The organism is Paraburkholderia youngii (genome assembly GCF_013366925.1).
Classification (GTDB): Bacteria; Pseudomonadota; Gammaproteobacteria; order Burkholderiales; family Burkholderiaceae; genus Paraburkholderia; species Paraburkholderia youngii.
Genome location: NZ_JAALDK010000001.1, coordinates 2657593 through 2683270, shown reverse-complemented (window position 1 = coordinate 2683270; position 25678 = coordinate 2657593). Strand labels below are relative to the sequence as shown.

At 65.0% G+C, this 25678-nt stretch carries 24 protein-coding genes and 3 pseudogenes; 13 read left to right on the top strand and 14 right to left on the bottom strand.

Annotated features, from left to right (window positions below; translation table 11 throughout):
* Positions 1 to 187: 187 nt before the first annotated feature.
* The 5 genes from G5S42_RS12450 to G5S42_RS12430 all read left to right on the top strand — a co-directional run bounded on the left by G5S42_RS12450 (position 188) and on the right by G5S42_RS12430 (position 5037).
* Complete coding sequence (locus tag G5S42_RS12450) at positions 188 to 2404, top strand: TonB-dependent receptor (RefSeq protein ID WP_176107006.1); 2217 nt, start codon at positions 188 to 190, stop codon at positions 2402 to 2404.
* Between the two features lie 79 nt (positions 2405 to 2483).
* Positions 2484 to 3167 carry a Fe2+-dependent dioxygenase gene (locus G5S42_RS12445; RefSeq protein ID WP_176107005.1) on the top strand — a complete coding sequence of 228 codons (684 nt, stop codon included), beginning with the start codon at positions 2484 to 2486 and terminating at the stop codon, positions 3165 to 3167.
* Positions 3164 to 3886 (top strand): PepSY-associated TM helix domain-containing protein, encoded by a 723-nt coding sequence (locus G5S42_RS12440; protein WP_176107004.1) that lies wholly within the window; start codon positions 3164 to 3166, stop codon positions 3884 to 3886. The genes G5S42_RS12445 and G5S42_RS12440 overlap by 4 nt, the downstream gene beginning before the upstream one ends.
* A 110-nt stretch (positions 3887 to 3996) precedes the next feature.
* Positions 3997 to 4686, top strand: coding sequence for a nitroreductase (locus tag G5S42_RS12435; RefSeq protein ID WP_176107003.1), 690 nt, complete (start codon positions 3997 to 3999; stop codon positions 4684 to 4686).
* Between the two features lie 36 nt (positions 4687 to 4722).
* A complete protein-coding gene (locus tag G5S42_RS12430) occupies positions 4723 to 5037 on the top strand; it encodes a high-potential iron-sulfur protein (protein ID WP_176107002.1) in 315 nt (104 codons plus the stop codon).
* A gap of 26 nt (positions 5038 to 5063) precedes the next feature.
* Here G5S42_RS12430 and G5S42_RS12425 read toward each other — a convergent pair whose 3' ends face one another.
* A complete protein-coding gene (locus G5S42_RS12425; RefSeq protein WP_176110502.1) occupies positions 5064 to 5414 on the bottom strand; it encodes a DOPA 4,5-dioxygenase family protein in 351 nt (116 codons plus the stop codon).
* Between the two features lie 48 nt (positions 5415 to 5462).
* A pseudogene (locus G5S42_RS12420) lies at positions 5463 to 5949 on the bottom strand (GNAT family N-acetyltransferase).
* Between the two features lie 347 nt (positions 5950 to 6296).
* Between G5S42_RS12420 and G5S42_RS12415 the strand changes: the two are divergent.
* From G5S42_RS12415 to G5S42_RS12395, 5 genes are all read left to right on the top strand, one after another.
* On the top strand, positions 6297 to 6569 hold the full coding sequence (locus G5S42_RS12415) for a DUF1488 family protein (protein ID WP_176107001.1): 273 nt from the start codon (positions 6297 to 6299) through the stop codon (positions 6567 to 6569).
* 697 nt (positions 6570 to 7266) lie between these two features.
* Positions 7267 to 7740, top strand: a complete 474-nt coding sequence (locus G5S42_RS12410) for a hypothetical protein (protein WP_176107000.1) — start codon at positions 7267 to 7269, stop codon at positions 7738 to 7740.
* Between the two features lie 315 nt (positions 7741 to 8055).
* Positions 8056 to 8409: a YciI family protein gene (locus tag G5S42_RS12405; protein ID WP_176106999.1), complete on the top strand. Its 354-nt coding sequence runs from the start codon at positions 8056 to 8058 to the stop codon at positions 8407 to 8409.
* A gap of 178 nt (positions 8410 to 8587) precedes the next feature.
* A complete protein-coding gene (locus G5S42_RS12400; RefSeq protein ID WP_176106998.1) occupies positions 8588 to 9001 on the top strand; it encodes a YciI family protein in 414 nt (137 codons plus the stop codon).
* 16 nt (positions 9002 to 9017) lie between these two features.
* Positions 9018 to 10292 carry an RNA polymerase sigma factor gene (locus tag G5S42_RS12395; protein ID WP_176106997.1) on the top strand — a complete coding sequence of 425 codons (1275 nt, stop codon included), beginning with the start codon at positions 9018 to 9020 and terminating at the stop codon, positions 10290 to 10292.
* Between the two features lie 25 nt (positions 10293 to 10317).
* Here the strand turns inward: G5S42_RS12395 and G5S42_RS12390 are convergent, their stop codons facing one another.
* The 8 genes from G5S42_RS12390 to G5S42_RS12355 all read right to left on the bottom strand — a co-directional run bounded on the left by G5S42_RS12390 (position 10318) and on the right by G5S42_RS12355 (position 20497).
* Positions 10318 to 10935, bottom strand: a complete 618-nt coding sequence (locus G5S42_RS12390; protein ID WP_176106996.1) for a LysE family translocator — start codon at positions 10933 to 10935, stop codon at positions 10318 to 10320.
* Between the two features lie 55 nt (positions 10936 to 10990).
* Positions 10991 to 11578: a DUF4337 domain-containing protein gene (locus tag G5S42_RS12385; RefSeq protein WP_176106995.1), complete on the bottom strand. Its 588-nt coding sequence runs from the start codon at positions 11576 to 11578 to the stop codon at positions 10991 to 10993.
* A gap of 150 nt (positions 11579 to 11728) precedes the next feature.
* Positions 11729 to 12697 carry a quinone oxidoreductase family protein gene (locus G5S42_RS12380; protein ID WP_176106994.1) on the bottom strand — a complete coding sequence of 323 codons (969 nt, stop codon included), beginning with the start codon at positions 12695 to 12697 and terminating at the stop codon, positions 11729 to 11731.
* Between the two features lie 95 nt (positions 12698 to 12792).
* Positions 12793 to 15861, bottom strand: coding sequence for an efflux RND transporter permease subunit (locus G5S42_RS12375; RefSeq protein WP_217709887.1), 3069 nt, complete (start codon positions 15859 to 15861; stop codon positions 12793 to 12795).
* 16 nt (positions 15862 to 15877) lie between these two features.
* A complete protein-coding gene (locus tag G5S42_RS12370; RefSeq protein WP_176106993.1) occupies positions 15878 to 17029 on the bottom strand; it encodes an efflux RND transporter periplasmic adaptor subunit in 1152 nt (383 codons plus the stop codon).
* Between the two features lie 54 nt (positions 17030 to 17083).
* Complete coding sequence (locus G5S42_RS12365) at positions 17084 to 18601, bottom strand: efflux transporter outer membrane subunit (protein ID WP_176106992.1); 1518 nt, start codon at positions 18599 to 18601, stop codon at positions 17084 to 17086.
* A gap of 290 nt (positions 18602 to 18891) precedes the next feature.
* Positions 18892 to 19554: a VC0807 family protein gene (locus tag G5S42_RS12360; protein WP_176106991.1), complete on the bottom strand. Its 663-nt coding sequence runs from the start codon at positions 19552 to 19554 to the stop codon at positions 18892 to 18894.
* A gap of 208 nt (positions 19555 to 19762) precedes the next feature.
* A complete protein-coding gene (locus G5S42_RS12355) occupies positions 19763 to 20497 on the bottom strand; it encodes a GNAT family N-acetyltransferase (protein WP_176106990.1) in 735 nt (244 codons plus the stop codon).
* Positions 20498 to 20590: 93 nt separating this feature from the next.
* Between G5S42_RS12355 and pdxR the strand changes: the two genes are divergently transcribed.
* From pdxR to G5S42_RS12340, 3 genes and pseudogenes are all read left to right on the top strand, one after another.
* Positions 20591 to 22192: a MocR-like pyridoxine biosynthesis transcription factor PdxR gene (gene pdxR / locus G5S42_RS12350; protein WP_176106989.1), complete on the top strand. Its 1602-nt coding sequence runs from the start codon at positions 20591 to 20593 to the stop codon at positions 22190 to 22192.
* 203 nt (positions 22193 to 22395) lie between these two features.
* The gene (locus G5S42_RS12345; protein ID WP_176106988.1) at positions 22396 to 22731 is read left to right on the top strand and encodes a hypothetical protein; all 336 of its coding nucleotides are present in this window, start codon (positions 22396 to 22398) and stop codon (positions 22729 to 22731) included.
* 138 nt (positions 22732 to 22869) lie between these two features.
* A pseudogene (locus G5S42_RS12340) lies at positions 22870 to 23157 on the top strand (flavin reductase); the annotation flags it as partial.
* A 6-nt stretch (positions 23158 to 23163) separates the two neighbouring features.
* On the opposite strand, the gene G5S42_RS12335 reads toward G5S42_RS12340, so the two are convergent.
* The 4 genes and pseudogenes from G5S42_RS12335 to G5S42_RS12325 all read right to left on the bottom strand — a co-directional run bounded on the left by G5S42_RS12335 (position 23164) and on the right by G5S42_RS12325 (position 25655).
* A complete protein-coding gene (locus G5S42_RS12335; protein WP_176110500.1) occupies positions 23164 to 23661 on the bottom strand; it encodes a GNAT family N-acetyltransferase in 498 nt (165 codons plus the stop codon).
* Positions 23662 to 23803: 142 nt separating this feature from the next.
* The gene (locus G5S42_RS45160) at positions 23804 to 24169 is read right to left on the bottom strand and encodes an outer membrane protein assembly factor BamB family protein (protein ID WP_281375091.1); all 366 of its coding nucleotides are present in this window, start codon (positions 24167 to 24169) and stop codon (positions 23804 to 23806) included.
* Between the two features lie 459 nt (positions 24170 to 24628).
* Positions 24629 to 24949, bottom strand: a pseudogene (locus G5S42_RS45155) (hypothetical protein); the annotation flags it as partial.
* A 322-nt stretch (positions 24950 to 25271) separates the two neighbouring features.
* Complete coding sequence (locus G5S42_RS12325; RefSeq protein WP_176110499.1) at positions 25272 to 25655, bottom strand: hypothetical protein; 384 nt, start codon at positions 25653 to 25655, stop codon at positions 25272 to 25274.
* Positions 25656 to 25678 lie beyond the last annotated feature (23 nt).

The following is a 25678-nucleotide window of genomic DNA, read 5'->3' as shown; positions in this document are numbered from 1 at the left end:
GTAATGTACGCCGCGATTGATGCCTTCTTGTGCTTATGAAATGATAGCGATTCTCATTTAAACCAGCCAGCCATCCCGTCATCTCCATCTCACACAACGGAGAGCGGCAGCCAGCCATTTGCGCTTTCGTCATGAATTCGACGTCATTGATGCGAATTCGACAAAGCGCATTTCTGACGGGATTTCCATGCTCAATCACACGCCGCTCGCGACAGCGCTGGCGCTCGCTTTTGCCGTTCCTTATGCGACGCCTGCACTCGCGCAAAGCGCGTCACAACCGGCCGCCTCCAGCGCGCCGCAGACCGCACAAACCAACGCACAAACCAACGCACAGAACAACACACCCGCCGCCGCGCAGACGCTGCCGACCATCGGCGTGCAGGCTCAGACCGTTCAACAGGACTTCCAGGCCGAGCGCGCGAGCGTCGGTGCGAAGACCCCGACCGCGCTGCGCGACATTCCGCAGACCGTCACCGTGATCAATCGCGACCTGCTCGCTTCGCAGGGCGCGACGTCGTTTACGGACGCGCTGCGCAACGCACCCGGCGTGACCATCGGCGCGGCCGAGGGCGGCCAGATCGGCAACAACATCAACCTGCGCGGCTTCACCGCGCAGAACGACATCTATCTGGACGGCTTTCGCGACCGCAACCAGTACTACCGCGACACGTTCGATCTCGAAGCGCTGGAGGTGCTATATGGTCCGTCGTCGATGCTGTTCGGCCGCGGCTCGACGGGCGGCGTGATCAATCAGGTCAGCAAGAAGGCGAACCTGACGGACTCGGCGGAAGTCTCCGGCATGATCGGCACCAACGACCGCTACCGCTCCACCGTCGACGTGAACCACAAGCTCACCGACACCTCGGCGATCCGCCTGAACGCGTTCGGCCAGAGCCTCGGCTCGACGCGCGACGTGATGAAGAACAAGGATTTCGGCGTCGCGCCGGAGCTGCGCTTCGGTATCGGCACGCCTACCGAGATCACGCTGTCGGCGCTGATCCAGCGCAACAACGACATGCCCGACTACGGCATCCAGGCGCTGAACGGCCGCCCGTCGCCGGTGCCGAAAAACACGTTCTACGGTTTGACCAGCGACCGCACGATCCAGAACGTGCAGATCCTCACCGGGGCGATCAAGCACAAGTTCTCCGACGACCTGACGCTGACGAACCAGACGCAGATCTCGCATTCGATGACCGACGCGCGCGAAACCGCGCCGCAAGCGGTGCTGACCGGACCGCTGTCGTCGAGCACTGCGCTGAGCAACGGCAACTTCACGACGCTGCCGCCGTCGGCCCTGTTCATCAAGCTGCAGAGCCATGACCGCGTGATCCAGAATCACGCGATCTACAACGACACGATGGTCGAATACAAATTCGACACCGGGCCGGTCAGGCACGACGTGATTGCCGGTGTCGAAGTGGGCCACGACAGCTATACGAACCAGGCATATACGCGCAACAACCTGCCGATCGTGCCGATGCTCAATCCGCCGATCATCGGCACGCCGTCGAACGTGACGACGACGGTCGGCAACTACGCCGATTCGAGCGCGAACGAAATCGCCGCCTACCTGAACGACACGATCACGCTGACGCCGCACTGGAAGCTGATCGGCGGTCTGCGCTGGGATCGCTTCTCGGCCGAGATCCACAACACCGTCAGCGCGCCGGCTTTCGCGAGCCAGATCAACTACTTCACGAGCGTGCGCACGGGCCTCATCTATCAGCCGACCGACTGGCAGTCGTACTACGTGTCGTACGGCACGTCGTTCAACCCGTCGCTCGAAAACCTGACGGTCACGAACCTCACGCAGAACCTCGCACCGGAATCGACGAAGTCGTATGAAGTCGGCGGCAAGTGGGATCTGTTCGGCGGCAACATCTCGCTGACCTCGGCATTGTTCCGCGAGGAGAAGGACAACGCGCGCACCCAGGTCTCGCCGACCGAATACGAGCTGGCCGGCGACATTCGCGTCGACGGCTTCCAGGCGAGCGTGACCGGGCACATCACCGACAAGTGGCAGATTTTCGGCGGCTACACGTACATGGACGCGAAGATCCTGAAAGCGGCCGACGGCACGCAGGGTCACACGCCGGCCAACACCCCGCGCAACACGCTGACGTTCTGGACCACATACGCGATCACGCCGCACTGGGAAATCGGCGGCGGTCCGATCTATATGTCGTCGCGTTATGCATCGAATACGAACTACGTGAAGGTGCCGGGCTACACGCGTTGGGACGCGACCGCCGCCTATCACGCGAAGAAGTACGACGTGCGCCTGAACCTGCTGAACCTGACCAACAAGTACTACTACGACGCGTTGATTCCGTCGGACGGCGGCCGTTCGGTGCCGGGCATCGGCCGTACGTTGCTCGCGACGTTCGATTACCGCTTCTGATGGCCGCTTTTGCGACGCACTGGGCGCATCCGTTAGGCTTGCCGCTTTGCAAACGGCAAGCCGACTCGAAGGACACACTATGTTGCTGCACATTCCGAAGGTACTGGACGCCGGGCAATTGCGCTTCGTGCGCGAGCGGCTCGATCGAGCCGGCGACGCGTGGGTCGATGGCCGCGCGACCGCGGGCTATCAGGGCGCGCCGGTCAAGCGCAATCAGCAGATCGCCGAGCACTCTTCGATTGCGCGCGAACTCGGCGACGTGATTGTCGCGGCGATCGAGCGCAATCCCCTGTTCATCAGCGCGGTGCTGCCGAACCAGGTGTATCCGCCGCTGTTCAACCGCTACGAGGGCGGCATGCGGTTCGGCAGCCACGTCGACGGCGCGGTGCGCGTGCTGCCGAACGGCGTGAAGCTGCGCACCGACGTGTCGGTGACGCTGTTTCTCAGCGCGCCCGACGAATACGACGGCGGCGAACTCGTGATCGAAGACACCTACGGCGTGCAGCAGGTAAAGCTGCCGGCCGGCGACATGATCGTTTATCCGGCGACGAGTCTGCATCAGGTGACGCCCGTCACGCGCGGCGCGCGCGTGGCGAGCTTCTTCTGGGTGCAGAGTCTCGTGCGCAGCGACACGCATCGCGCGCTGCTGTTCGACATGGACACCGCGATTCAACGGCTCAATGCAACCCATGCCGACGAGGCTGCGCGACGCAGCCTCGTCGGTTGTTATCACAATCTGCTGCGTACCTGGAGTGAAACGTGAGCGAATCGGACACCCTCGACATGCAACCGCCGGCGGCCGGCCAACATGGCGCGCACGAACCGCGTCGGCTCGATGGCGATGAACTGAAGGCGCGCCAGCAGCGCTCGCGTCGCGCGACTTTCATCAAGTGGCTGCGCAACGTGCATGGCTGGGTTGGATTGTGGGGCGCGGCGCTCGGTCTGCTGTTCGGCACGACGGGCTTCTTCCTGAACCATCGCGGCGGTCCGCTGCGTGTGTCGACCGGCGAACCGCAGGTCTCGGTGATGCAGGTGCCGCTGCCGCAACCGGCACCGGAAACCCCGCGCGAACTCGCGAAGTGGCTCAAGCAGGAGCTGAAGGTCGCCGGCAATCCGGGGCGTGTGCAGAAGGAATCCGAGCATCCGGTGGCATGGGGCGATCGCAGCGTCGTGCAGCCCGAGCACTGGCAGCTGAATTTCGCGTCGCCGAAAGAAAATACCTTGGCCGAATACTGGGTGGGCAATAACACCGTGACGGTCAAGCGCAGCGCGAACACCTTTCTCGCGATGCTGACGAACATGCACAAGGGCGTGGGCTTGAGCGTCGGCTGGGTGCTGCTGATCGATACGCTCGCGGGCAGTCTGATCCTGCTGTCGCTGACGGGCGTGCTGTTGTGGACCGAGTTGAACAAGCGCAAGACGGTGGGGCTCGTGCTCGTGGCGGGTTCGATTGTGGCGGCGGTGGCGTTGGGGACGATGTAAGGGCGCAGCGCAACGCCCTGGACGAAGCCTGCGCGCTGGCGGGCAGGCTTGGAGCGGTACGCGCTAGAATCGTCGCTGACCTACTTCGCTGGCTCTGCCGCCATTCGCCGATGACCTCTCCCGCGAACCCCGTCGACACCGCGCTGACGACGCGACGCGCGGTGCGCGCCTTTCTGCCGACGCCGGTGCAGCGCGCCGACATCGAAGCCATTCTCGAAGCCGCCAGCTACGCGCCGTCCGGCACCAACACGCAGCCGTGGAAGGTGTACGTGCTGACGGGCGAATCGCTCGCGCGTCTGTCGCGCGATCTGCTCGCGGCCTACGACGATCCGCAGCGCGACCAGCTGTGCCAGGAGGAGTACGCGTACTACCCGCGCCAATGGCAGTCGCCGTACATCGACCGGCGCCGCAAGATCGGCTGGGATATGTACGGCCTGCTCGGCATCGAGAAGGGCGACAGGGCGCGCATGCACGAACAGCACTCGCGCAACTTCCGTTTCTTCGACGCACCCGTCGGCCTGCTGTTCACGATCGATCGCAGCCTCGAGCGCGGCAGCTGGCTCGACTACGGCATGTTCCTGCAGGCGATCATGACCGCAGCGCGCGGACGCGGCCTCGACACCTGTCCGCAGGCCGCGTTCATGCAGTTTCATCGGCTGATTGCCGAACATCTCGGCCTGCCCGAGAACGAGCAGTTCGTGTGCGGCATGTCGCTCGGCTTCGCCGACCCCAACGCGCTGGTCAATACGCTGCGCCCCGAGCGCGAGCCGGTCGAGCGCTTCACGCGCTTTCTCGATTGACCGCAGACCTCAGTCCCCACCCAGAGGCAAACGAAAATGAAAACATCGCGCCGCCATTTCCTGCTGGTCAGCGCGGGCGTCGGCTCGTCGCTCGCGCTGTCTCGCGTCGCGTTCGCCGCGACCGTTCCCAATGCGCTGAGCGAGAGCGATCCGCAGGCGCAGAAGGTCGGCTATACCGAAGATGCGTCGAAGGTCGACAAGGCAAAATTCCCGAACTTCGCGGCCGGGCAATCGTGCGCGAACTGCTCGCTGTTTCAGGGCAAGGCGTCGGATGCGTACGGCGGCTGCACGCTGTTCGGCGCCAAACAGGTCGCGTCGCGCGGCTGGTGCAGCGCGTACACGAATATGTAAGCACGCCGGCGCATCGTTCTCGGCTGCTACAGCAGCGCCTTTAACACGAGCTCGTGCGAGTGCCCGATCCACACGGCGGCGTCGCGATGATCGCGCAGCGCGTCGCCGGTATTCGGATGCAGAAAGACATCGAGCGCGCCGTGATTGAGCGTGAGCCAGCTGACCACGTCGGCGAACTGTTGGTGCGCGAACGCGAGCTGATACGACCACATCGGATGCGGGCCGACCGGCCGTTCATGGAAGCGCCCGATCTGCAGTTTGTCGCCCCAATGCGCGTCGATCTGCTCGCGAAACGCCCACGCGGCGTCGCGGCTCGCCGCGTCGAAATAAATGTGCGCGTGCCAGCTTTGTATTGCTGAAGCATCGCGAAAGTTCATATCAGAGTTCATTGCCAGGCTCGTTCCGTATCAGTCTTTATCCGACATTCATTCTGCTTCGTTTTCCGCCGGCGCGCGCGCTGCAACGCGCATGTGAAACTGTGTCTGATCCTCGCCGACGATCGCGAAGCCAAGACGATCGTACAGCCGTTTGGCGGGATTGCCCTTGAGCACCTGCAAGCTGACCGGCAGCGCTTCGGCCGCGGCGGCGCGCAGGATCGTGCGCAGCACCTGCTCGCCGATACCGCGGCCTTGTAGCGCCGGCGCGATCTGCAACTGCGCGACGAAACATTCGTCGTCGTTGCGATGCGCCTTCAACAGGCCCGCGGGCGCGCCGTCGATGCAGATCACACTGCGCGGCGTCGTAGCGATGCCGCAGGCGCGCGCGATGGGCGTTTTCGTCGGTCGGCTCGCCGGCGCGCGCCAGGTGTTCGGTCATCGTCGCCTTGCGCAGTTCGAGCAGGAAGGGTTCGTCGTCGGGTTGCGCGGGGCGCAAGGTCAACCCGGATCGTTGGTCGGGCAGTTGGGCGGTCATGTCGGCAAGGTGGTAGCGCGCGATCGGGCACGCGATGATCGTGCGAAGCGCGAGTAAGAATTGTCGTCGATTGTCGCGTCCGCTGCGCTTTTATTACCACGCGGCTATGTTGCGGTCTTCCCACTTTGCGATGCGGTCATCGTTGCCGGTGCCCGTGAGTGCCTGTGTCGCTATCGGCGTTGGGTGGCATGCGCTTTGCTCTAACGTCTGGCTCCATCGCGGCCACGCTATCCGCACCCCTGTACGAACAGACAAAACGGGCCTCGCGATGCTGCGAGCGTCAGATGATTTTCCGGGGACGTTCGCGTCATACGGCGAACGTCGTAATCAACGTTGCGAGGTGTGCTATGGCGATGATCGAGGCGGTACCCAGCGTCTCGGCAGATGGACGGGCGGTGATTTTCCAGCTTTCGTCGCGGGGACGAGACCTTGAATGCGCGGTCACGCGCGAGGCGCTCGAACAGCACTTCTGGCTGCAACGCGGCGCGGGTGAGGCGCGCATTCTGAAGACGTTCGCGGATGGGCGCCAACGCATTACCGCGATCGCCGAACGAAAAATGCTCGCGCGTCCCGGTGAGAAGGTCTTGCTGACGATCGACGATTTCTCTACACGCGGTTGACGTGCGTGGCGCGGCGGGCCGAAAAGCCCGTTGTTACATCGATTCGCCAAATTAAGCCGCCAATGTCCCTCGCTTCGCGCAATTGCATTCGCGGGTGCGCGCCTACACTCTTTTCCATGGAGCGACAAATCACCGAACTCCATCGATGCGACTTCCCCTCGTGTCGGATTTGAACCGTACCGTTGATGAAGTAGTCCGCAGTTCGCAGTTCGCAGTTGACGCAATATGAAGCGCGCAATGCATTGAACACGCGCGCGAAGCAAAAGGGGTAGCGGCCAGCAGTAGGAAATAACGAGGACCGGCCCACATGCAGTGGTATTTGGAAGTGAATTGAATCGACAGTTCGAAACGTGCTGTCGAGCGGTAGAAATTGCCGTTGCAGTACACGTAAGCAATAGCTTTGCAGGTTAGGTGGTTATAGGTTTGCAGGCACTCCACGCGCCTGCTCGACTGTTCCATCCTGTCAGCCCTGTTCCCTCGCGGAACAGGGCTTTTTTTCGTCGCAACGAAACGCGCTGCTTGTTTCCGGCGGCTTCGAACCGATATGGGGACAGTGCGTTCTTCGATACGTCGAAGAACCGGCACGTCGCAGAGCGTGAACTGTCGGGCGCGAAATGCGTCGGACGTTCGAGCGCGGCGTTTGCCGCCGTCGCGTGCCGAAGTCCGGGCGCGCTGCCGAAAGAAGGAGGTTGAATCGATGTCTAGCAAATCGCGAGTTCGCAAGCCCGGCCGCACGGCCATGTCCCCCTTGTTGCGTTCCCTCACGCAGAGCCGCACCGCGCACGCGCCGGTCACTCAGACCATGCTATTGCAGGCCTACGCCGCGCTCGATGCCTTTCGCCGCGGCCACGGCGCACGCATGCTGCACACGACGCTGAGCCGGCATCTGCTGGTGTCGCAGGAACTGACCCGCGCCGGACTGGGCGCCGACGCGCTCGCGGACATCGAAAGCGCGCATGCGGCGATGGTGCGGCTCGACATGCGCGAGCGCAGGACCGGCCGCTGGTCGCTCGAAGACGACGACTACGCACGTCTGTGCACGGCGCTCGCGATCTTCGACGGACAACTGTCGGCCGCGTCGCTGAGCGAGCTGGCGAGCGCGGAAGCGAAAATGATCGAAGGTCTGATGCGCTCCGCGCGGCTGAGAGCGCTGGCGGAAGCGCCAGTTTGAGCGTCCCGCAACATGCAAAACGCCCCTATAGGGGCGCTTTTCACATTCGGCGCGGACGTAAATTGATTCCGGAGAATGCTTGAATGCGGCATCGACGTGTCGCGCGCGGCCGGCTGATGCGCGCCGCGTGGCTCGTTACGAGTGTCCGTAGAAGTCCCGCCGGGCGCGTTTGCCGCTGAGGTTCCCGCTTGCTAGACTGGCTGCGCCTGATTGCCACCTATCTGCCTGCCTACCTGCTATGGCACCGAGGCCGGGCGTCGCTGACGTCGTTGCGATGCCGACCCGCGCATACAACCGAGCCCTGTCGGAGACCCCATGTCCTACATGCTGCTGATCGTCGAACCCACGGACCAACGCGAGGAGCGCGGCGAAGCCGCCGGTCGCGACCTCTATGACCAGATGGTGCGGTTCTCCGAGAACCTGAAAGCGCGCGGCAAGCTGCTCGCGGTCGAATCGCTGACTTCGCAGAAGGACGCCGTGCGCGTGCAGGTCCGCAATGGCCAGTCGAAGCTCGTCGACGGGCCGTTCGCCGAGGCGAAGGAGATGATCGGCGGCTTCTTTCTGCTGAACTGCGACAGCCGCGAAGAGGCCGTGGCGATCGCGCAAACCTGTCCGGCGGCGGCGTGGTGCACGGTCGAGGTCCGCAAGCTCGGCCCGTGCTTCATCTAGCCACGGGTGGCTCTCGCGTCATCCGCTTCGTGTTTTCCCTGGGATGCCGGGACCGCCGCGGGTGTCGATCTGACCTTGCATCGCGCGTCGTGTGAGTAAGGGGCTAGCCGGCGTGGCCTCTCCAAGCGATTCACGCGAATCCACTCACCACGAACCACTAACAACAAGGAGCAACGACATGCGATTCATGATCATCGTAAAAGCCACGGCCGCGAGCGAAGCCGGCGAGATGCCCGAACCGTCGCTGATCGCCGCGATGGGCGCCTACCACGAAGAACTCTCGAAGGCCGGCGTCCTGCTCGATGCAACCGGCCTGCAGCCGAGCTCGAAAGGCTGGCGCGTGCGCTATAGCGGCGGCAAACGGAGCGTCGTGGACGGACCGTTCGCGGAGACCAAAGAGCTGATTGCTGGCTACACGTTGATCCAGGTGCGCTCGCGCGACGAGGCGATGGAATGGGCGCGGCGTTTCCCGGCCCCGTTCGGTGAGCACGCCGATGGCGAAATCGAAGTGCGGCAGCTGTTCGAGATCGACGACTTCGAGCCGGGACCGGAAGTCGAGCGCTTTCGCAAGCTCGAAGAAGATCACCGCTGAGGTGAAGGCTGACGCCGTGACGATACAGGCCACCCATCGTGCGATCGACGCTGTCTGGCGGATCGAATCCGCGAAGGTCATCGCTCACGTCGCGCGGATCGTGCGCGACGTGGGGCTCGCCGAGGAACTCGCGCAGGACGCGCTGGTGGCCGCGCTCGAGCATTGGCCGAACGCGGGCGTGCCCGACAACCCCGGAGCCTGGCTGATGACGGCCGCGAAAAACCGCGCGCTCGATCGCTTGCGCCAGGAAGCGCTGCATGCGCGCAAGCGCGAGGAGCTCGGCCACGATCTCGACGCGATCGAGGCGCACGTGGTGCCCGATTTCGTCGATGCGCTCGATGCCGCGCGCGCCGACGACATCGGCGACGATTTGCTGCGGCTCATCTTCACCGCGTGCCATCCGGTGCTGTCGACCGATGCGCGCGTCGCGCTGACGCTGCGCCTGCTCGGCGGCCTCACCACCGACGAAATCGCGCGCGCGTTTCTCGTGCCGGAGCCGACCATCGCGCAGCGGATCGTGCGCGCGAAGCGCACGCTGTCGGCGGCGCGCGTGCCGTTCGAGGTGCCGCAGGCGGACGCGCGCGCGGCGAGGCTCGCGTCGGTGCTGCAGGTGATCTACCTGATTTTCAACGAAGGGTATTCGGCTACTGCCGGCGACGACTGGATGCGCCCGGCGCTATGCGAGGAGGCGCTGCGGCTCGGGCGCGTGTTGAGCGGACTCGTCGCCGACGAAAGCGAGGTCCACGGTCTGGTTGCGCTAATGGAGATCCAGGCGTCGCGCACGCATGCGCGCACCGATGCGCAGGGGCGGCCGGTGCTGTTGCTCGATCAGGATCGCAGCCGTTGGGACCCGCTGCTGATTCGCCGCGGCCTCGCGGCGTTGGACAGCGCGCATGCACTCGGCGGCGCAAGCGGGCCGTATGCGTTGCAGGCGGCGCTCGCCGCGTGTCATGCGCGGGCACGCCGCGCCGAGGACACCGACTGGGCGCAGATCGTCGCGCTCTACGATGCTTTGGCGCAGGTCGCGCCATCGCCGGTCGTGGAGTTGAATCGCGCGGTCGCGGTGGGGATGGCGTTCGGGCCGACGGCCGGACTCGAGATCGTCGATGCGCTCGCGGCTGGTTCGGCGCTCGAGAATTATCACTGGCTGCCGAGCGTGCGCGGCGATCTGCTGGTCAAGCTCGGACGCATCGACGAAGCGCGCGCTGAGTTCGAGCGCGCCGCGGCGATGACGCGCAATACGCGCGAGCGCGAGCTGTTGCTGGAGCGTGCGCGCGGGCTTGCGCATTGAGTTTTGGGCACCTCCGAGTGCCGCCTCAACGAATCAGCTGCCGCACTCCCAACGCAACGATCAACCCGCCGCACACGCGATCGACCCACATCTTGCCGCGCCGATACACCGACGCGATCCGCGCATGCGACAACGCCAGCGCGACGAACCCGTACCAACTGCTCGCGACGACGAACACCATGCCGAGCATCGCGGCAAACGTGCCGGTGCTCACATGCGCGGGTGCGGCCGACGAAAACACCGCGGCAAAAAACGCCATCGACTTCGGATTCGCGATGTTGGTCGCGAAACCCTGCGCGAACGCCTGCCTGAAGCCACCCGCCGGTGCTTTGACGAGCACCGCCTGCCTTGCCGCCGACGCATTGAAGATCAGCCGCCCGCCGAACCACAGCAGATAACAGGCGCCCACGATCCTGACCACGAGCGCGAGCCACGGGAACGCCGCGAACACGATGCCGACGCCGAGAATCGCGCAACTTGCCCAGAACAGATTGACGAGCACGATGCCGGCGACCATCGCGAGCGCTTCGATGCGCGTCGCCGAAGCGGCCTTATGCGCGACCGCGACGAAGTTCGGGCCCGGACTCACGACGCCCGCGATATACACGGAAAACACGCCGACCACGGCGGACCCATCGATCACGACACACTCCCTGTTGAAAAGCTCCGGCTCGAAGAAGGCAAGCGATGTACCTCGCTCATAGCCCGAAAAACGCCGCGCCTGCGGTCAGGACGCCTGCTCCCGCGACGAGGTACGACACATTGCGCAGCCAGTTCTTGCGCGTGAGCAGCGTGATCGCGCACAGCGCAATCGCGACCTGAATCAGCAGCGTCGCCTGAGCCCAGCGATGATGGCCGTGCAGCAGCGTTTCGCTGCGCGTGTCGGCGGCGACGACCTGTTTTTCGATCGCTTCGGCGTTCGCGCGGATCGGCTCCTTCTGCTGCTTGTATTTCTCGACGTCGGCGACGAATTTCGCGTGCGCGTCGGTATTGGGCGCCGACAGCGCCGCGCCGAGTTCGGCGAGGTTCTCCTTCTCGCCCTTCGCCTGGTAGTAGCTCCACTGGTTCGACGCTTCGGTCTTCTTGATCGCGGCTTCGTTCTTGAAGAACAGCGCGAGGTTTTCGGCGTTGCCGCTCTGGTACGCGCACAGCGCGCCGATCGTCGCGAGGATCGCGGTCATCACGGCCATCCGGCTCGCGAACGGATCGGCGTCGTGATGCCCGGCGTGGCCGGCGTGTTCGACGGCGTGGTCGTGCGGACCGTGCACTTCATATTCATCAGACATCAGATTCTCCGAGGCAATGCTTTTGTCGTTCTCGCCGGGCGGCGCGGGCGCCCGGCGGCCTCAATCTTAGCGTGTTGCGGGCGGCCTGAGGCCGCGGCTTCAATGCAGTGTCGCCGCCAGCGGGTTGCGCAGACCTGTGTCGGAGGTTGGTTATTGCATAAGGATCACGACGCGCCCGCGCGTGCCGGCGGCGACCGCGTCGTAGGCTTCGCGCGCGCGGGCGAGCGGAAATTCCTGTGCGATCGCCGGGCCGCTCAGCTTGCCGCTGTCGAAGCCCTCGACGAGCGACCTCATCAGCGGCGCTGATTGCGCGACGCCGAGCTTCGCGCTGTCGACACCGAGCAATTGCGTCTCGTTGTGATAGAAATCGATCAGATCGAACTCGACCCGGCGCTTGCCGGTCGCGCTGATTTCGAGCACGCGGCCGCGCCGCTTCGCGAGACTCAGCGCGGTCTCGAACGCGACACCGCCTACCGTGTCGTAGACGACTTCCGCGCCTGCGCCGCCGGTCAGCTCGCGCACACGTTCGGCTGCGTGTTCGTCGAACGGTACGTAGGCGTCGATCAGGCGGCCCGCGGGCGTGGCCGGATCGAGCGGCCGGCGGTCGACGGCGATCACGCGCGCGCCGCGTGCCTTCGCGATCTGCGCAACCGCGCCGCCGACACCGCCGCCCGCGCCAAGCACCGCGACGGTCTCGCCGGCCTGCAAGCTTGCGTATTCGACGGTGCCGAGCCACGCGACCACGAAGTTCACGCCGATTGCCGCCGCCTCGACATGGCTCAACGCAACGGGCTTGCGTGACAGCGCCGCGACCGGAATGCCGAGGTACTCGGCGTGCGTGCCGTCGCGCGTGAAGCCGATGTCGCCGCCGGTGCCCCACACTTCGGCGTCACGCCACGCGGCCGGGCCATCCACCACCACGCCGCTGAAGTCGCGCCCCGGTATGCGCGGCAGCACCGTATGTTCGAAACGGCCGGCCACGTTCTTCACGTCGCTCGGATTGACCGAGGCCGCCATGACCCGCACGACCGCATGCTCCGCGTCGGCCTGCGGCGTCGGCAGATCGACGTATTCGAGCACTTCGGGGTTGCCGAAAGATTTGAACTGGATCGCTTTCATCGTGCGTGGCTCCGGTTGGTCTTGCGCCGCGTTGCGCAGCGAATGCTCCGTAGTCTAGGTGACGAACGCGCAGCGGGTACGCGAACACCCAGGCCCTAACCCGCCTGACCCGCCTCGCCGGCTTTCGGCGCCTGAGCATGCCGCTGATGATCGGCGGCCAGAAACATGTACATCGCCGGCACGACGAACAACGTGAACAGCGTGCCGATCGACATCCCCGTGAAAATCACGAGCCCCATCGCGTTGCGGCCCGCCGCGCCCGCGCCCGACGCGATCACGAGCGGCACCACGCCGAGCACCATCGCGGCGGTCGTCATCAGGATCGGACGCAGCCGCACGCCGGCGGCTTCCTCGACCGCTTCGCGCTTGCCGCGGCCCGCGCGCTGCAATTCGTTGGCGAACTGCACGATCAGAATGCCGTGCTTGCTGACGAGTCCCATCAGCGTGACGAGACCGACCTGCGTGTAGATGTTCAGCGTAGTCAGGCCGATGTTGATGAAGATCAGCGCGCCGAACAGCGCCATCGGTACCGAGATCAGGATCACGATCGGATCGCGGAAGCTCTCGAATTGCGCCGCGAGCGCGAGGAACACGATGATCGTCGCAAGCAGCAGCGTAATGACGAAGCCACCCGACTCCTGCACGAACTGGCGCGACGCTCCCGAGTAATCGGCCGAATATCCGGCCGGCGCGACCTGTGCGGTCGCCTTGCGCAGAAAATCGAGCACCTGGCCTTGCGACACGCCCGGCACGATCACGCCGGAGATCGTCGCCGAGTTCAACTGCTGGAAGTGATTGATCGATTCGGGCACGACGCTGTGCTTTATATGCGCGACCGTCGAGGCCGGAATCACGCTGCCGTCCGGCGTGCGCAGATAGTAGTCGAGCACCTGCGACGGATTGAGCCGATCGGTCTGCAGCACCTGCGGAATCACCTTGTACGAACGCCCCGCGATCGAGAAATAGTTGACGTAGCCGCCGCCCAGCGCCGAACCGAGTGCCTGTCCGACGTCGCTTTGCGATAGCCCGAGCGAGGCCACCTTGTCGCGATCGACGACGAGCACCGCTTCCGGCTTGTCGATTTTCAGGTCGGTATCGACGAAGAAGAACATGCCGCTCGCGCGCGCTTTTTCGAGCACCGCTTGCGATACCTCGTTGAGGTTTTGGAACGGCTCGGTCGTGCTGATTACGAACTGCACCGGCAAGCCCTGCGAGCCCGGCAGCGGGGGAAACTGGAACGCTGCGACGCGTGCGCCCGCGATCTGATTCCACTTCTGCTGCAATTCCTCCTGCAGTACGGTCGCGTTTTTGCCGCGCTGATCCCAGGTCTTGAACAGCACCCCGCCGATGCCCTGGTTGATGGTCGGCGAACCCGTCAGCTGGAACATCTGCGAGTACTCGGGCAGCGATTTCGAGGCATCGAACACCTGGTCCGCATAGGTCTGCATCTGCTGGATCGTCGCGTTCGGCGGCCCGATGATCTGCGACAGCACGACGCCCTGATCTTCCTGCGGCGCGAGTTCCGACTTGGAGGTCATGAACAGATACACGGTGCCGCACAGCAGCAGCGCGCCCATCACCACGAACACGGGCCAGGTATCGAGCGTCGCATGCAACAGCCGGCCATAGCCGCGATGCACGCGCTCGAACTGACGGTCGACGAAACGCGCGAAACGCCCCGATTCCTGCTCGGCGCGAAAGAAGCGCGAACACATCATCGGCGACAACGTGAGCGCAATTACGCCCGATACCGTCACCGCACCCGCGAGCGTGAACGCGAATTCGGTGAAGAGCGCGCCCGTCAGCCCGCCCTGGAAGCCGATCGGCGCGTACACGGCGATCAGCACGACGGTCATCGCGACGATCGGGCCGCCGAGTTCGCGCGCGGCGATCAGCGCCGCGTCGAACGGCGTCTTGCCTTCGTGCTTCATATGCCGATCGACGTTCTCGACGACGATGATCGCGTCGTCCACGACGAGCCCGATCGCGAGCACGAGCGCGAGCAGCGTCAGCAGATTGATCGAATAGCCGAGCGCCTGCATCACGAAGAACGTGCCGATCAGCGACAGCGGCATCGCGATCAACGGCACGATCACCGCGCGGAAACTGCCGAGAAACAGGAAGATCACGATGGTGACGATCACGAGCGCTTCGACGAGCGTCTTGATCACTTCCCTGATCGCGGTGTTCACGAAGTCGGTCGCGTCATACACGATGTCGCCCGTCATACCGGTCGGGAACTGCCTCTGCAGATCGGGGAACACGGTTTTCACCCGCTTGGCCACATCGAGAATGTTCGCGTCCGGCGCGACCTTGATACCGATGAACACGGAGCGCTTGCCGCTGAACGCGACGTTGAAGTCGTAGCTGTCGGCGCCGAGCACGACGTTCGCGACATCCTGGAGACGCACGATCGAGCCGTTCTTCTGCTTGACGACGAGCTGCTTGAAATCGTCGACGGTATGCAGGTCCGTGCCCGCTTCGAGGTCGACGCTGACCATCTGCCCCTTCGTCGTGCCGAGCGTCGCGAGATAGTTGTTGTTGCCGAGCGCGGTGAACACGTCGCTCGCGCTGACGCCGTGCGCGGCGAGCCGCGCCGAATCCAGCCACGCGCGCATCGCGAACTGCCGGCCGCCGAGCACTTCGGCGGTCTGCACGCCCTGGATCGAGTCGAGCTTCGGCTTGACCACGCGCAACAGGTAGTCGGTGACGTTGTTGCTCGGCAGCACGCTGCTGTAGAAGCCCATGTACATCGCGTCGGTGGTCTGCCCGGTCTGAACCGTCAGCACCGGCTGCTGCGCCTGCGGCGGCAACTGGTTGCGCACCGAGCCGATCTGCGTGTTGATCTCGGTCAGCGCGCGGTTCGCGTCGTAATTCAAACGCAGCGTCGCGACGATAGTCGACACGCCCGTGATGCTCGTCGACGACATATAGTCGATGCCCTGCGCCTGCGCGATCGCCGCTTCGAGCGGCTGGGTAATGAAGCCGGCGATGGTGTCCGGGTTCGCGCCATAGTAGGCCGTCGTGATCGTGACGACCGCGTTCTCGGTCTGCGGATACTGGCTGACCTTCAGCACCGCGAGCGCGCGCAGCCCGAGCACGAGGATCAGCAGGCTCACGACCGAAGCGAGTACCGGCCGGCGGATGAAGATGTCCGTGAACATGATCGGGCGGCCTCGCTTATTGTTCCTGCGGCGTCGGATCCGGACTGTCCGACGGCTGGACGCGGTTGTCGATGATCAGCGGCGTGCCATTCTTCAGCTTGAGCTGGCCGCTCGTCACGACCTGCGTGCCGTCGTCGACGCCCTTCAGAATCGCCACCTGGTCGCCGCGCGTCGGGCCCGGCGTCACGAACACCTGCTGCGCGACGGGCAGCGTCTTGCCCTGCGCGTTGGGCTGCGTGCCGGGCTTCACGATGAACACGGTCGCGCCATACGGGTTGTAGGTGATCGCCGTTTGCGGCAGCGTTAAGTGGCGCTCCTCGGCGCCCGAGTCGATCTTCACGTTCGCGTACATGCCGGGCAGCAGCTTGCGCTCGCGATTGTCGACGCTCGCCTCGATCTGCACGTTGCGCGTCGCGCTGTCGACTTTCGGGCTCATCGACTGGATCTTGCCGGTGAAGCTTCGTCCGCTGTACGCGTTGGTATCTACGCTGACGGTCGCGCCGATCGCGAGCTGGCCGAGCTGCTGTTGCGGCACCGAGAAGTCGGCGTAGATCGGATCGATGGCTTGCAGCGTGACGATCGTATCGCCCGGATTCAGGTATTGCCCCGGATTGATCGTCGTGATGCCGAGGCGCCCCGCGAACGGCGCGCGAATCGTCTTCTTGTCGACGAGCGCCTGCTGCTGCGCGACCTGCGCCTTCTTGCCCTTGAGGTCCGCCGCATCGGCGTCGAGCTGCGCTTTCGCGATCGCCTTGATGTCGTACTGCGCGCGGTCGCGCTCGTAGACCGTCTGCGCGAGGTCGGCCGCGGCCTGCAGCGATTGCAGCAGCGCGACGTCGCTGTCGTCATTGAGTCGCACGAGGATCTGCCCGGCTTTCGCTTCCTGCCCCGACACGAACGCGACCTGGCGCACGAGGCCGGCGACTTCGGTCGTCACGTCGACGCCGCGCACCGCGCGCAGGCTGCCGACCGCCGCGAGCTGCGGCTGCCACGACTGATAGTGGACCACCACCGCCGACACCGTCGCGGGCGGCGTGGTGTTGGCCGCCATGAACTTCGCGAACATGTGCGCGCGGAACAGGTTGAAGCCGACCAGCCCGGCGAGCAGCAGGCCGACGCAGATCAACATAATCACCATGCGCTTCGTCATCGGTTCTCTTTCGGCCATCGTGATGTCCTTGCTCGGCTTGGGGCGAGGGCTGAGGGTTGTGTCAGGGCACGGTCAATGTGGCGTTGCGGCGGCGGGCGCGGCGGCCGACTCGGGCGCCGCGCCATTCCACCAGCCGCCGCCGAGCGCCTGGAACAGCGCGGCCGTGTCGGCGTAACGCGCGGCCTGCGCCTGCGCGAGACTCACCACTGTCTGCTGATACTGGCGTTGCGCGTCGAGCAGCGCGAGGTAGCTCACGCCGCCGACGCGATACTGCCCGCGCGTCAGTTCGAGCGAATCGCTCGCGGCGCGCGACGCGTCGGTCTGCGCCTTGAGGCCGGTCGCATCGTGTTCGAGCGCACGCAGCGTGTCCGCGACGTTCTGGAACGCGAGCAGCACCGTCTCGCGGTATTGCGCGCCGGCCTGCTCGTAGGCGGCCTCGGCCGCGCGCTTCTGCGCGCTCAGCTGGCCACCGTGAAAGACCGGTTGCAGCAAGCCCGCGCCGATGCTCCAGATCGTGCTGCCCGCCCTGAGCACCTGCGCGGGCGTCAGCGCCTCGGCGCCGTAGCTCGCGGACAACGTGATCTGCGGATACATCGCCGCGGTCGCGACGCCGACCTGCGCGCTCGCCTGATGCAGCGTGGCGTCGGCGGCGAGGATGTCGGGGCGCTGGCGCACCAGCGACGACGGCAGGCTCACGGGCAGCGTGTCGGGCAGCGAGAACATGTCGAGTGTGAATTCGGGCACGCCGGTGTCGCTCGGCAGTTTGCCGGCGAGCACCGCAAGCTGGTGGCGCGCCTGGTCGAGTTGCTGATAGAGCGGCGGCAGCGTCGCGCGGGTCTGCGCGAGCAGCGTTTCCTGCGCGAGTACGGCCGCGCGGCTCACGCCGCCGAGTGAGAGTTGCTGGTCGAGCACGTTCAGCTGCTGCTCTTCCTCGGTGGCGATCCGCTCGGTCGCGTCGATCTGTGCGCGCACCGACGCTTCCTTGACCGCCGCGGTCACGATGTTGGCCGATATCGTCAGATAGGCGGCCTGCAGCTGGAAGCGCTGATAGTCGATTTGCGCATGCAGCGCTTCGAGTTCGCGCCGCGCGCCGCCGAACACGTCGAGCTTGTACGAGACGTTGACCGACGCGTTGTAGAGATTGAATTCTTCGACGAGGCCGGGCTGACCGAACGCGATGCCGTTGATCTTTTCGCGCGTGGCGTTGAGTTGCGCGTCGACGCTCGGCAGCAAGGTGCCCCCCGCCTGCGCGATGTAGTTTTCGCGGGCCTGGCGCAACGCGGCCTGGGCCGCGGTCATGTTCGGACTATTGGCGATGGCCTCGCGGATCAGCGCGTCGAGCGGCTCGCAATGAAACAGCGTCCACCATGCGGCGGGAATGTCCTGGGCCGGCGCGAAACGCTGCGGCAGGCCGGCGGGGCCGGGCGCGGAGGCGGTCTGGTCGGGCAGTGGCGTGGGGGTGAAAGTGTTCGTGGCCGGCGCGGGCGGCGCGTGGTAGTCGGGGCCGACCATGCAGCCGGCCAGCGCGATGCAACTGCACAGCGCAACGGAGAGGCGCCGCCAGACAATACGCTGACTCACGTCGATCATCGATCTACCTTGTACGCCAGGGGCGGGTGGACCGGACGAAGATGTTCAGGGCACCCGAACGTTCTTGGAGTTGTCTTGCCGACGCTGGAATTTACCACGCACGGCGCGAGCCGCGTTTGGCCTCGCGTTCGCTAACCGCCGAAGGCGGATACGAGATCACGTAGGAGGGCGGTGATAACGGCTGGAGCTCCGCGCTGTCTGCGGCGGTGCTCGCCTGGTGGCCGGCGAACCGGAATCCTTGTTTGGCCAGGTTCCAGGAGTTGGCATGAACGGACCGCCGGCGCGGTCATTCACGCACCAGCCGCCGAACTCTCCGCCGCCGCCTCATCCGCCGGATAGCGCTGCGCGTCCCTCTTGATACGCCGGCGAATCAGGATCGTCCACAGCGTCAGCGACACGTACACACCATAACGCAGCGCAGTGGATGCAAGCGCCGAGCGCGGGTCGTTCGGCCAATGCAGCACGATCGCGCTTCGCACGATGTTCTCGCCGATCATGCCAATCCCCCACACGAGTGTCATCAGGCGAATATAGGTGGAGAGCATCGGACGATCGCGCCAATGTCGCTCGAACACTTCCACGCTGCGATGATCTTCGCGCGACATCGTCGAGCGCGCCAGATAGAACACCATCGGCTTGCGCAGCGTGAGCGACGCGAGAAACGTGATGCCGATAAAGCCCGACACCATAGGATCTTCGATCAACAGCAGACGCGCGTCGCCGAACACGAGGCTCGTGACGAGCGCTGGCAGCACGCCAGCGAGCACGAGTGCGCTCAGCGCGTCGAAATGCCGGTAACGCAGCAGATCCACCGTCATCCATGCGATCAGCGGCAACGCCGACGCGGCGAGCGCGCCCGTCTGCCCCCAGTGCGGAAACGCGAGCCGGTAGACAAGCAAGGGCAGCGCGAGATTGACGAGCAATGCGCTCAGGTAGCGCAGACGGGATTTCATCGGCTGGGCTGTAACGGCATGGACGGAGGCACGCGCGGCACATGCTGGTGCGCTGTGACAATCGCGCTTCGGCAGCGGCGCACGAACGTATGGAGCCAGTGTAGGGCGAAGTTGCGCGCGTTGCCGGGGTTGGCGGCGCGCAGCGAAAGGCTGGCGCAAGCGCGCCGCGTGCGGGGAATCGGCGGCGCGCCGATGCGATCGCCTGGTTTTACCGGGCCTCGTCCGCCGCTCGCCGCTGCGCGATCAGATCGGCAAGCCGCTCGACCTGCTGCCCTTGCGCATCGAAATTGCCCGCGTCCAGCCACCGCTGATAACACGAACGCAATGCCGGCCATTCGCTGTCGATGATCGAAAACCACGCCGTGTCGCGATTGCGCTCGCGATAGACGATCGCCTGCCGGAAGATCCCCTCGAACGTGAACCCGTAGCGCAGCGCAGCCTTGCGCGACGGCTCGTTCAGCGAATCGCATTTCCATTCGAAACGGCGGTAACCGAGCTTGTCGAACACTTCGCCGAGCAGCAGGTACATGGCATCAGTTGCGATGCGCGTGCGCTTGAGCCGCGGCGAGTACGTGACGTGGCCGACTTCGATCACGCCGTTGGCCGGATCGATCCGCATCAGCGACAGCGTGCCGACGGGCTTGCCCGTCGCGAGGTCGATCACCGCGTAGTGCAGCGGATCTTTCGATGCCGCCATTCGCGTCAGGTGCTCGCGATAGGCCGCGAGGCTGTCGAACGGGCCGACCGCCAGATAGGTCCAGTCGCGGCCGTCGGTGGCCGAGCGGTACGCGTCGAACAGGTCGGCCGCGTGGCGCTCGACGTCGACGGCTTCGAGCCGGCAATAGCGGCCGCTCAGCGGCTCGCGGCCCGGCGGCTGCGCGCCGTGCCAGCCGGGCATGGGCGCGCCGATCGGCTGGCCGTAGGCGTTACGTGTGGGTTCCATGTCCTTTCTCCTGGTCGTCGATGCAGGAACGATACGGCAAACGTGGTATGTTCAAAAGATCCACGACACGCTTATTCGATAGGTCCAGCCGCCATGATCGAAATTATCGGACCGCTCGTCCATGCGAACGACGTTTCCGCCGCGAGCGGCGCCAGCGGGGCCACTCGGCCCGCGCCGCTGCAAAAGCAGCTGATCGAACGTCTGCAGCAGGCGATTCACGCTGGCCGTCTGCCGGCCGGGTCGTTGCTGCCGTCGTCGCGGCTGCTCGCCGCCGAAATGGGCGTGTCGCGCAACACCGTCGTGATCGCTTACGAACATCTCGCCGCGGTCGGCTACGTCATCGCTGATCGCCAGGGCACGCGCGTGAGTCCGCTGTCGAGCCCCGCCGCGCGCGGCGAGCGGGCGACGGCGCCGGCCGCGCCGGAGGTCGTGTACGCGACGCGCGTCGAGCAGTTCGCGGCGACGCACAAGCACGCCGACAACAGCTATGCGCTGACCCCCGGCACGCCCGCGCTCGACCGCTTCCCGCTGGCCGCGTGGCGGCGCGCGCTCGAACGTGCGATGGAGCGCGCCTTACCGCACGCGCTCGGCTACGGCACGCCGGCCGGCGAAGCGGCGTTGCGCGACGCGATCGCCGCGCATCTGCGGATGGCGCGCGGCGTGCGCTGCGACGGCTCGCAGGTCGTGATCACCGAGGGCGCGCAGGAGGCGCTGAACCTGTGCGTGCGGCTACTGACCAATCCCGGCGATATCGCATGGACCGAGGACCCCGGCTACCGCGGCGCGAAGGCCGCTTTCAACGCGGGCGATTTGCGCTTGCTGCCGATTCCCGTCGATGCCGAAGGCATGGCCGTGCCGGCCGACGCGTGGCGCACGCATCCGCCGAAGCTGATCTACACGTCGCCCGCGCATCAGTATCCGACCGGCGCGGTGTTGTCGGTGGCGCGGCGGCTCGAACTGATTGCAGAGGCGCGGCGTTGCGGCGCGTGGCTGATCGAGGACGATTACGACGGCGAGGTGCGCCACACCGGCGAGCCGATCGCGAGCATGCAGGGCCTCGTCGACGAGGCGCCCGTGCTGTACGTCGGCTCGTTCAGCAAGACGATGTTTCCGGCGCTGCGCATCGGCTTCGTCGTGCTGCCTCGGGCGATCGCCGCGCATGCCGCTGTTGCGCTGCAAGAGATGCTGCGCGGCGGGCACCGGCTGGAGCAACTGGCGCTCGCGCATTTCCTCGAAAGCGGCGAATTCGGGCGGCATCTCGGGCGGATGCGGCGGCTGTACCGCGAGCGCCAGCAGGCGCTGCGCGACGCGCTGGCCGAGCATTTTCCGACGGCGACGATTCTTGGCGGCGATTGCGGGATGCATCTGACGCTGCGGCTGCCCGCGTCGCTCGACGATCGCGCGCTGACGGCGCGGGCGCTTGCGTTGGGGCTCGGTCCGCGCGCGCTGTCGGGGTTCGCGATCGGGGCGTCGGAGCAGACCAACGGGCTCGTGATCGGGTATGGCAATACGGAGGCGGAGCGCTTGGGGCCGGCGGTGAAAGCGCTGGCGGAGCTGGTGCGTGAGATGCAGAGCGAGGCGCGACCGGCTGCGAAGCGCGCGGCAAAATCCGCCGGGAAACCCGCTGGAAAACCCGCCCGGTCCCGCAAAAAGCCCACCCCGCAACGTCGTACGCCGGCCACCCAGGATATGTAAGTTTTACGTTTGTCCGCCCGGACCATGTCGCGCTATCGTGTCGTATGCGCGGCGACTTCGCTCCGAAGTGCTGGGTCTGGCTGGGTCTGCCCGCATGTGCCGTGGTTGCTCGGCCCGCCGCGTCGCAGGTGTCGCGCCGGCGATGGGCACGAACAATGCATTGAGTGTGGTTCTCGATGACGATTTATCCGACCGGAGACGATATGAAGGAAATCGAACCGACCCCGTGGTTTGAGCTGGCCATCCATACGCCCGTACGCGAAGGCTGGTACGAGGTGCAGTTGGCGAGCGGGGACACGGCGTTTGCGAAATTTGGCGACGGCGTATGGACCGAAAAGCCGTTGCTCGTGTTCACGCATTGGCGCGGCCTATCCGCCGATCCGTCGAAAGCCGCGGACGGCGCGGCCGAGTCGGTCAGCGCCGAGGCCACCGCGGCGCAGGGTGTGCGCGCCGCCTGGAACGCGTTCTTCCCGGGACTCGGCGAAGAGCAGCACAAGCCGCACAATGTGGTGCCGAACGGCAAGGCGCCGCATCATTGAGCGGCCATTGAAGTTCGCTTGAAGTCTGGTCGGGCGGCGGCTCGTGGGCTGCCGCCCGGCAGTTCGATTCGCCCGCCCATCGCTCCACACTGCGGCTGCGCACTGCGCGCATCGCATTTCTTCCGCCCCGCTACAATCTCCGCGTTCGATCTCGAGACCTTCCGCGCGCAAAAAATCGACGTGCCGATGCTGGCCGGCTGCATCACGTGGATGGAATGCAAGGTGATTCCGGATGACAGCCAGCGGCATGATCTGATCATCGGAGAAGTGGTCGCCGCGTATGCGGATAGCCGCGTGTATTCGCACAACCGCTGGCATTTCGGTGACGATCCCGACCTGCGCACGTGCCATTACGTGGCAGGCGGCACTTTCTTCGCGACGGGCGATGCGTTCGAGGTGGCGCCCGTCGCGGCCTTCGCGCAGTGATCGCGCTTAGGTGTTCGGTGCGGTTTCGCCTTCGGCGAATGCCTTGAGCGCGTCGCCCGCGAGACGGTAACGCACCCATTCGCTTTGCGGATTCGCGCCGATCGACTTGTAGAAGCCGATGGCCGGCTCGTTCCAGTCGAGCACGCTCCATTCGAAGCGGCCGCAGCCCGTTTCGCAGGCGATTTGCGCGAGATGGCGCAGCATCTGTTTGCCTGCGCCGCTGCCACGCGACGCGGGCGACACGTACAGGTCTTCCAGATAAAGCCCTTGCTTGCCGAGCCACGTCGAATACGAAAAGAAGTACACGCAAAAACCGACGGGCGCACCGTTCATTTCGCAGATCAGCGCTTTCGCGGGCGCGCCCTCGGAAAACAGGCTTTTCTCGATGTCTTTGATACCGGCGACGACTTCGTGCTCGGCTTTCTCGTAGATCGCAAGTTCGGTGATGAAGCGCAGGATCAGGGGGGCGTCGGAGGCGGTGGCGGGGCGGATGTGGATCGTCAAGGTCTGGTGCTCGGTGAGTTCGGTGGTGATTCCGGTCCGGCTGGCGGTACGCACGCGCCAAATGCGCCGGCCTCGGAACAGACTCACATCGTAGCAAAGAGCCAAAGGCCCCGCCGTGAAAGGACGAGGCCTTTGGCGTTTCCTACAGACCGAAGGCGAACAATTTTTGCGGCCCCGGTCCGTTCGTTGAACCAGAACCCCAGAACACCACGCCGTCCGCAACGGCCGGTCCGGCATTGCACGCGCCGCCGCTATCGAATGACCACAGTACTTTTCCGTTGGAAGAATCGAGCGCGTACATCGTGCCTTTCGTGTAGTCGAGATTGCATCCGAACACCACGCCATTCGCGACACTGACCGCTGCCTCCGCGCGGCTTCCGAGTGGGTCCGGCGTGGTCCACTTGACCGCGCCGGAATTCGCGTTGAGCGATGCCCAGCCGCCCGACGTGGTGGTGCCGCCGCCGTTCGCCAACTGCCATACGCCTGGCGTCGTGCCCGAGCCGGTCATCCCGCTGTTCGATGCCGCAACGTAAATAAACTGGCCGTCGTTGGCCGATCCCCACTGCAGACCGCCTGTGAGTCCGCCGGGGGCGACCTGGGTGGACCAACGCAGTGCGCCCGTTTCTTCATCGAAGGCCCAGAACATCCCGCTCTTTTGTCCCGCGCCGACCAGTCGGCCGGCATTGCCATTGCCACCGAAGAGCATCGGCCCTTGCGCGAAGTCCCAGTCCGGACCCTGCGGATTGGGGCAGTTGGCATTCGGCGGAAGAGTGAAGACGCCCGGCACGTTGAGGCCGCAGCCGACATTCCACGTGTCGTACGGCAGTCCGCGCGCGGACCATTTGACTGCGCCCGTCGTCATGTCCAGCGCGAGGATCGAGTCGAAGTGGTCGTTCGGGTCGATGCACGATGTCGGCGTGCCGCCGCTGTTCATGCAATCGAGTACGGCCTGAGGTACTGCCCAGTTGTTGCCGGAACCCATGAACACCGTATTGCGATCGACGTCGACGGCGCCCGTGCTTCCCCAGACGGAGCCGCCGTAATAACCCGTCGGCATCGTGTATGTCTGCCACTTGATTGCGCCGGTCGCGACCTCGAGCGCGACGACGCTGCCGCGGAAACTCCACTGCCACGCAGGCGGGGGGACATAGGCGGCCATCAATTCTTCGTTCGATTTCGTTCCTACGAAAGCCGTACCGTTCGCGATGACGGCGGACTGCGTGACCATTGAATACGTGGTTGGATCGACTTGGGTGTGCCAAAGCCGCAGGCCGGTGTTCTTGTCGACGGCAAAGACCTGGGCCGGTTGCGGAGGGCCGGTTGCGGACTCGACAGTTTGCCGCTTTGATTGCCGAGTATCAGTACGTTTCCGGAGATAGCGGGCGTTGCACGCGCGTAGTCGTTAGGGATGTCCGTGTAGGACGATACGAGGTTCTTCCAGACAACTGGACCGGTCTATTTGAATAAAATGAGTTCCCGGCGCCCTTGCGAAATTCGATGTGCGTTGGCCGAGGGATGGGGCACGGCGTGAATTTGGTCTGGCGGACGGAGTGGGATATCTGAAAGGCAAAGGAGGCTTGCCGGGTTCGCCGGTAAGAGTCTGACGCGCTTCAAGCCTCCGGCAATACCGACTTTCCGCGCCGCTTTTTCGGCTTTGGTTCCACCCCCACTCGCGGGTCCCGCTCCAGAACGAGCGCCGTCAACTGCTCGACAGTGTCTTCAAACGCAGGGTCCTCCTGCGGCACATAGAGCCACTTCCCGAGTACCGGGTGAGGCCGCAATGCAGGCAGATCGGTAATCAGCGCAGCATGGCGTTCCTGCGATGTACAAACGAGCAGCCCATTCCACGGCTTATCGCGATCGGCCGCAACCAGACACAACAGGCCGTCGATATACGCGGCATCGCTGCCAAACATCCGCCGGCGCAGATAAGTCGGATCGCGTTCGAACGCGTCGAAGATCCAGAGGAGCGAATTGCTGATCGAAGAGGGCATCGGCGGATATCTCAGGAAGCGAG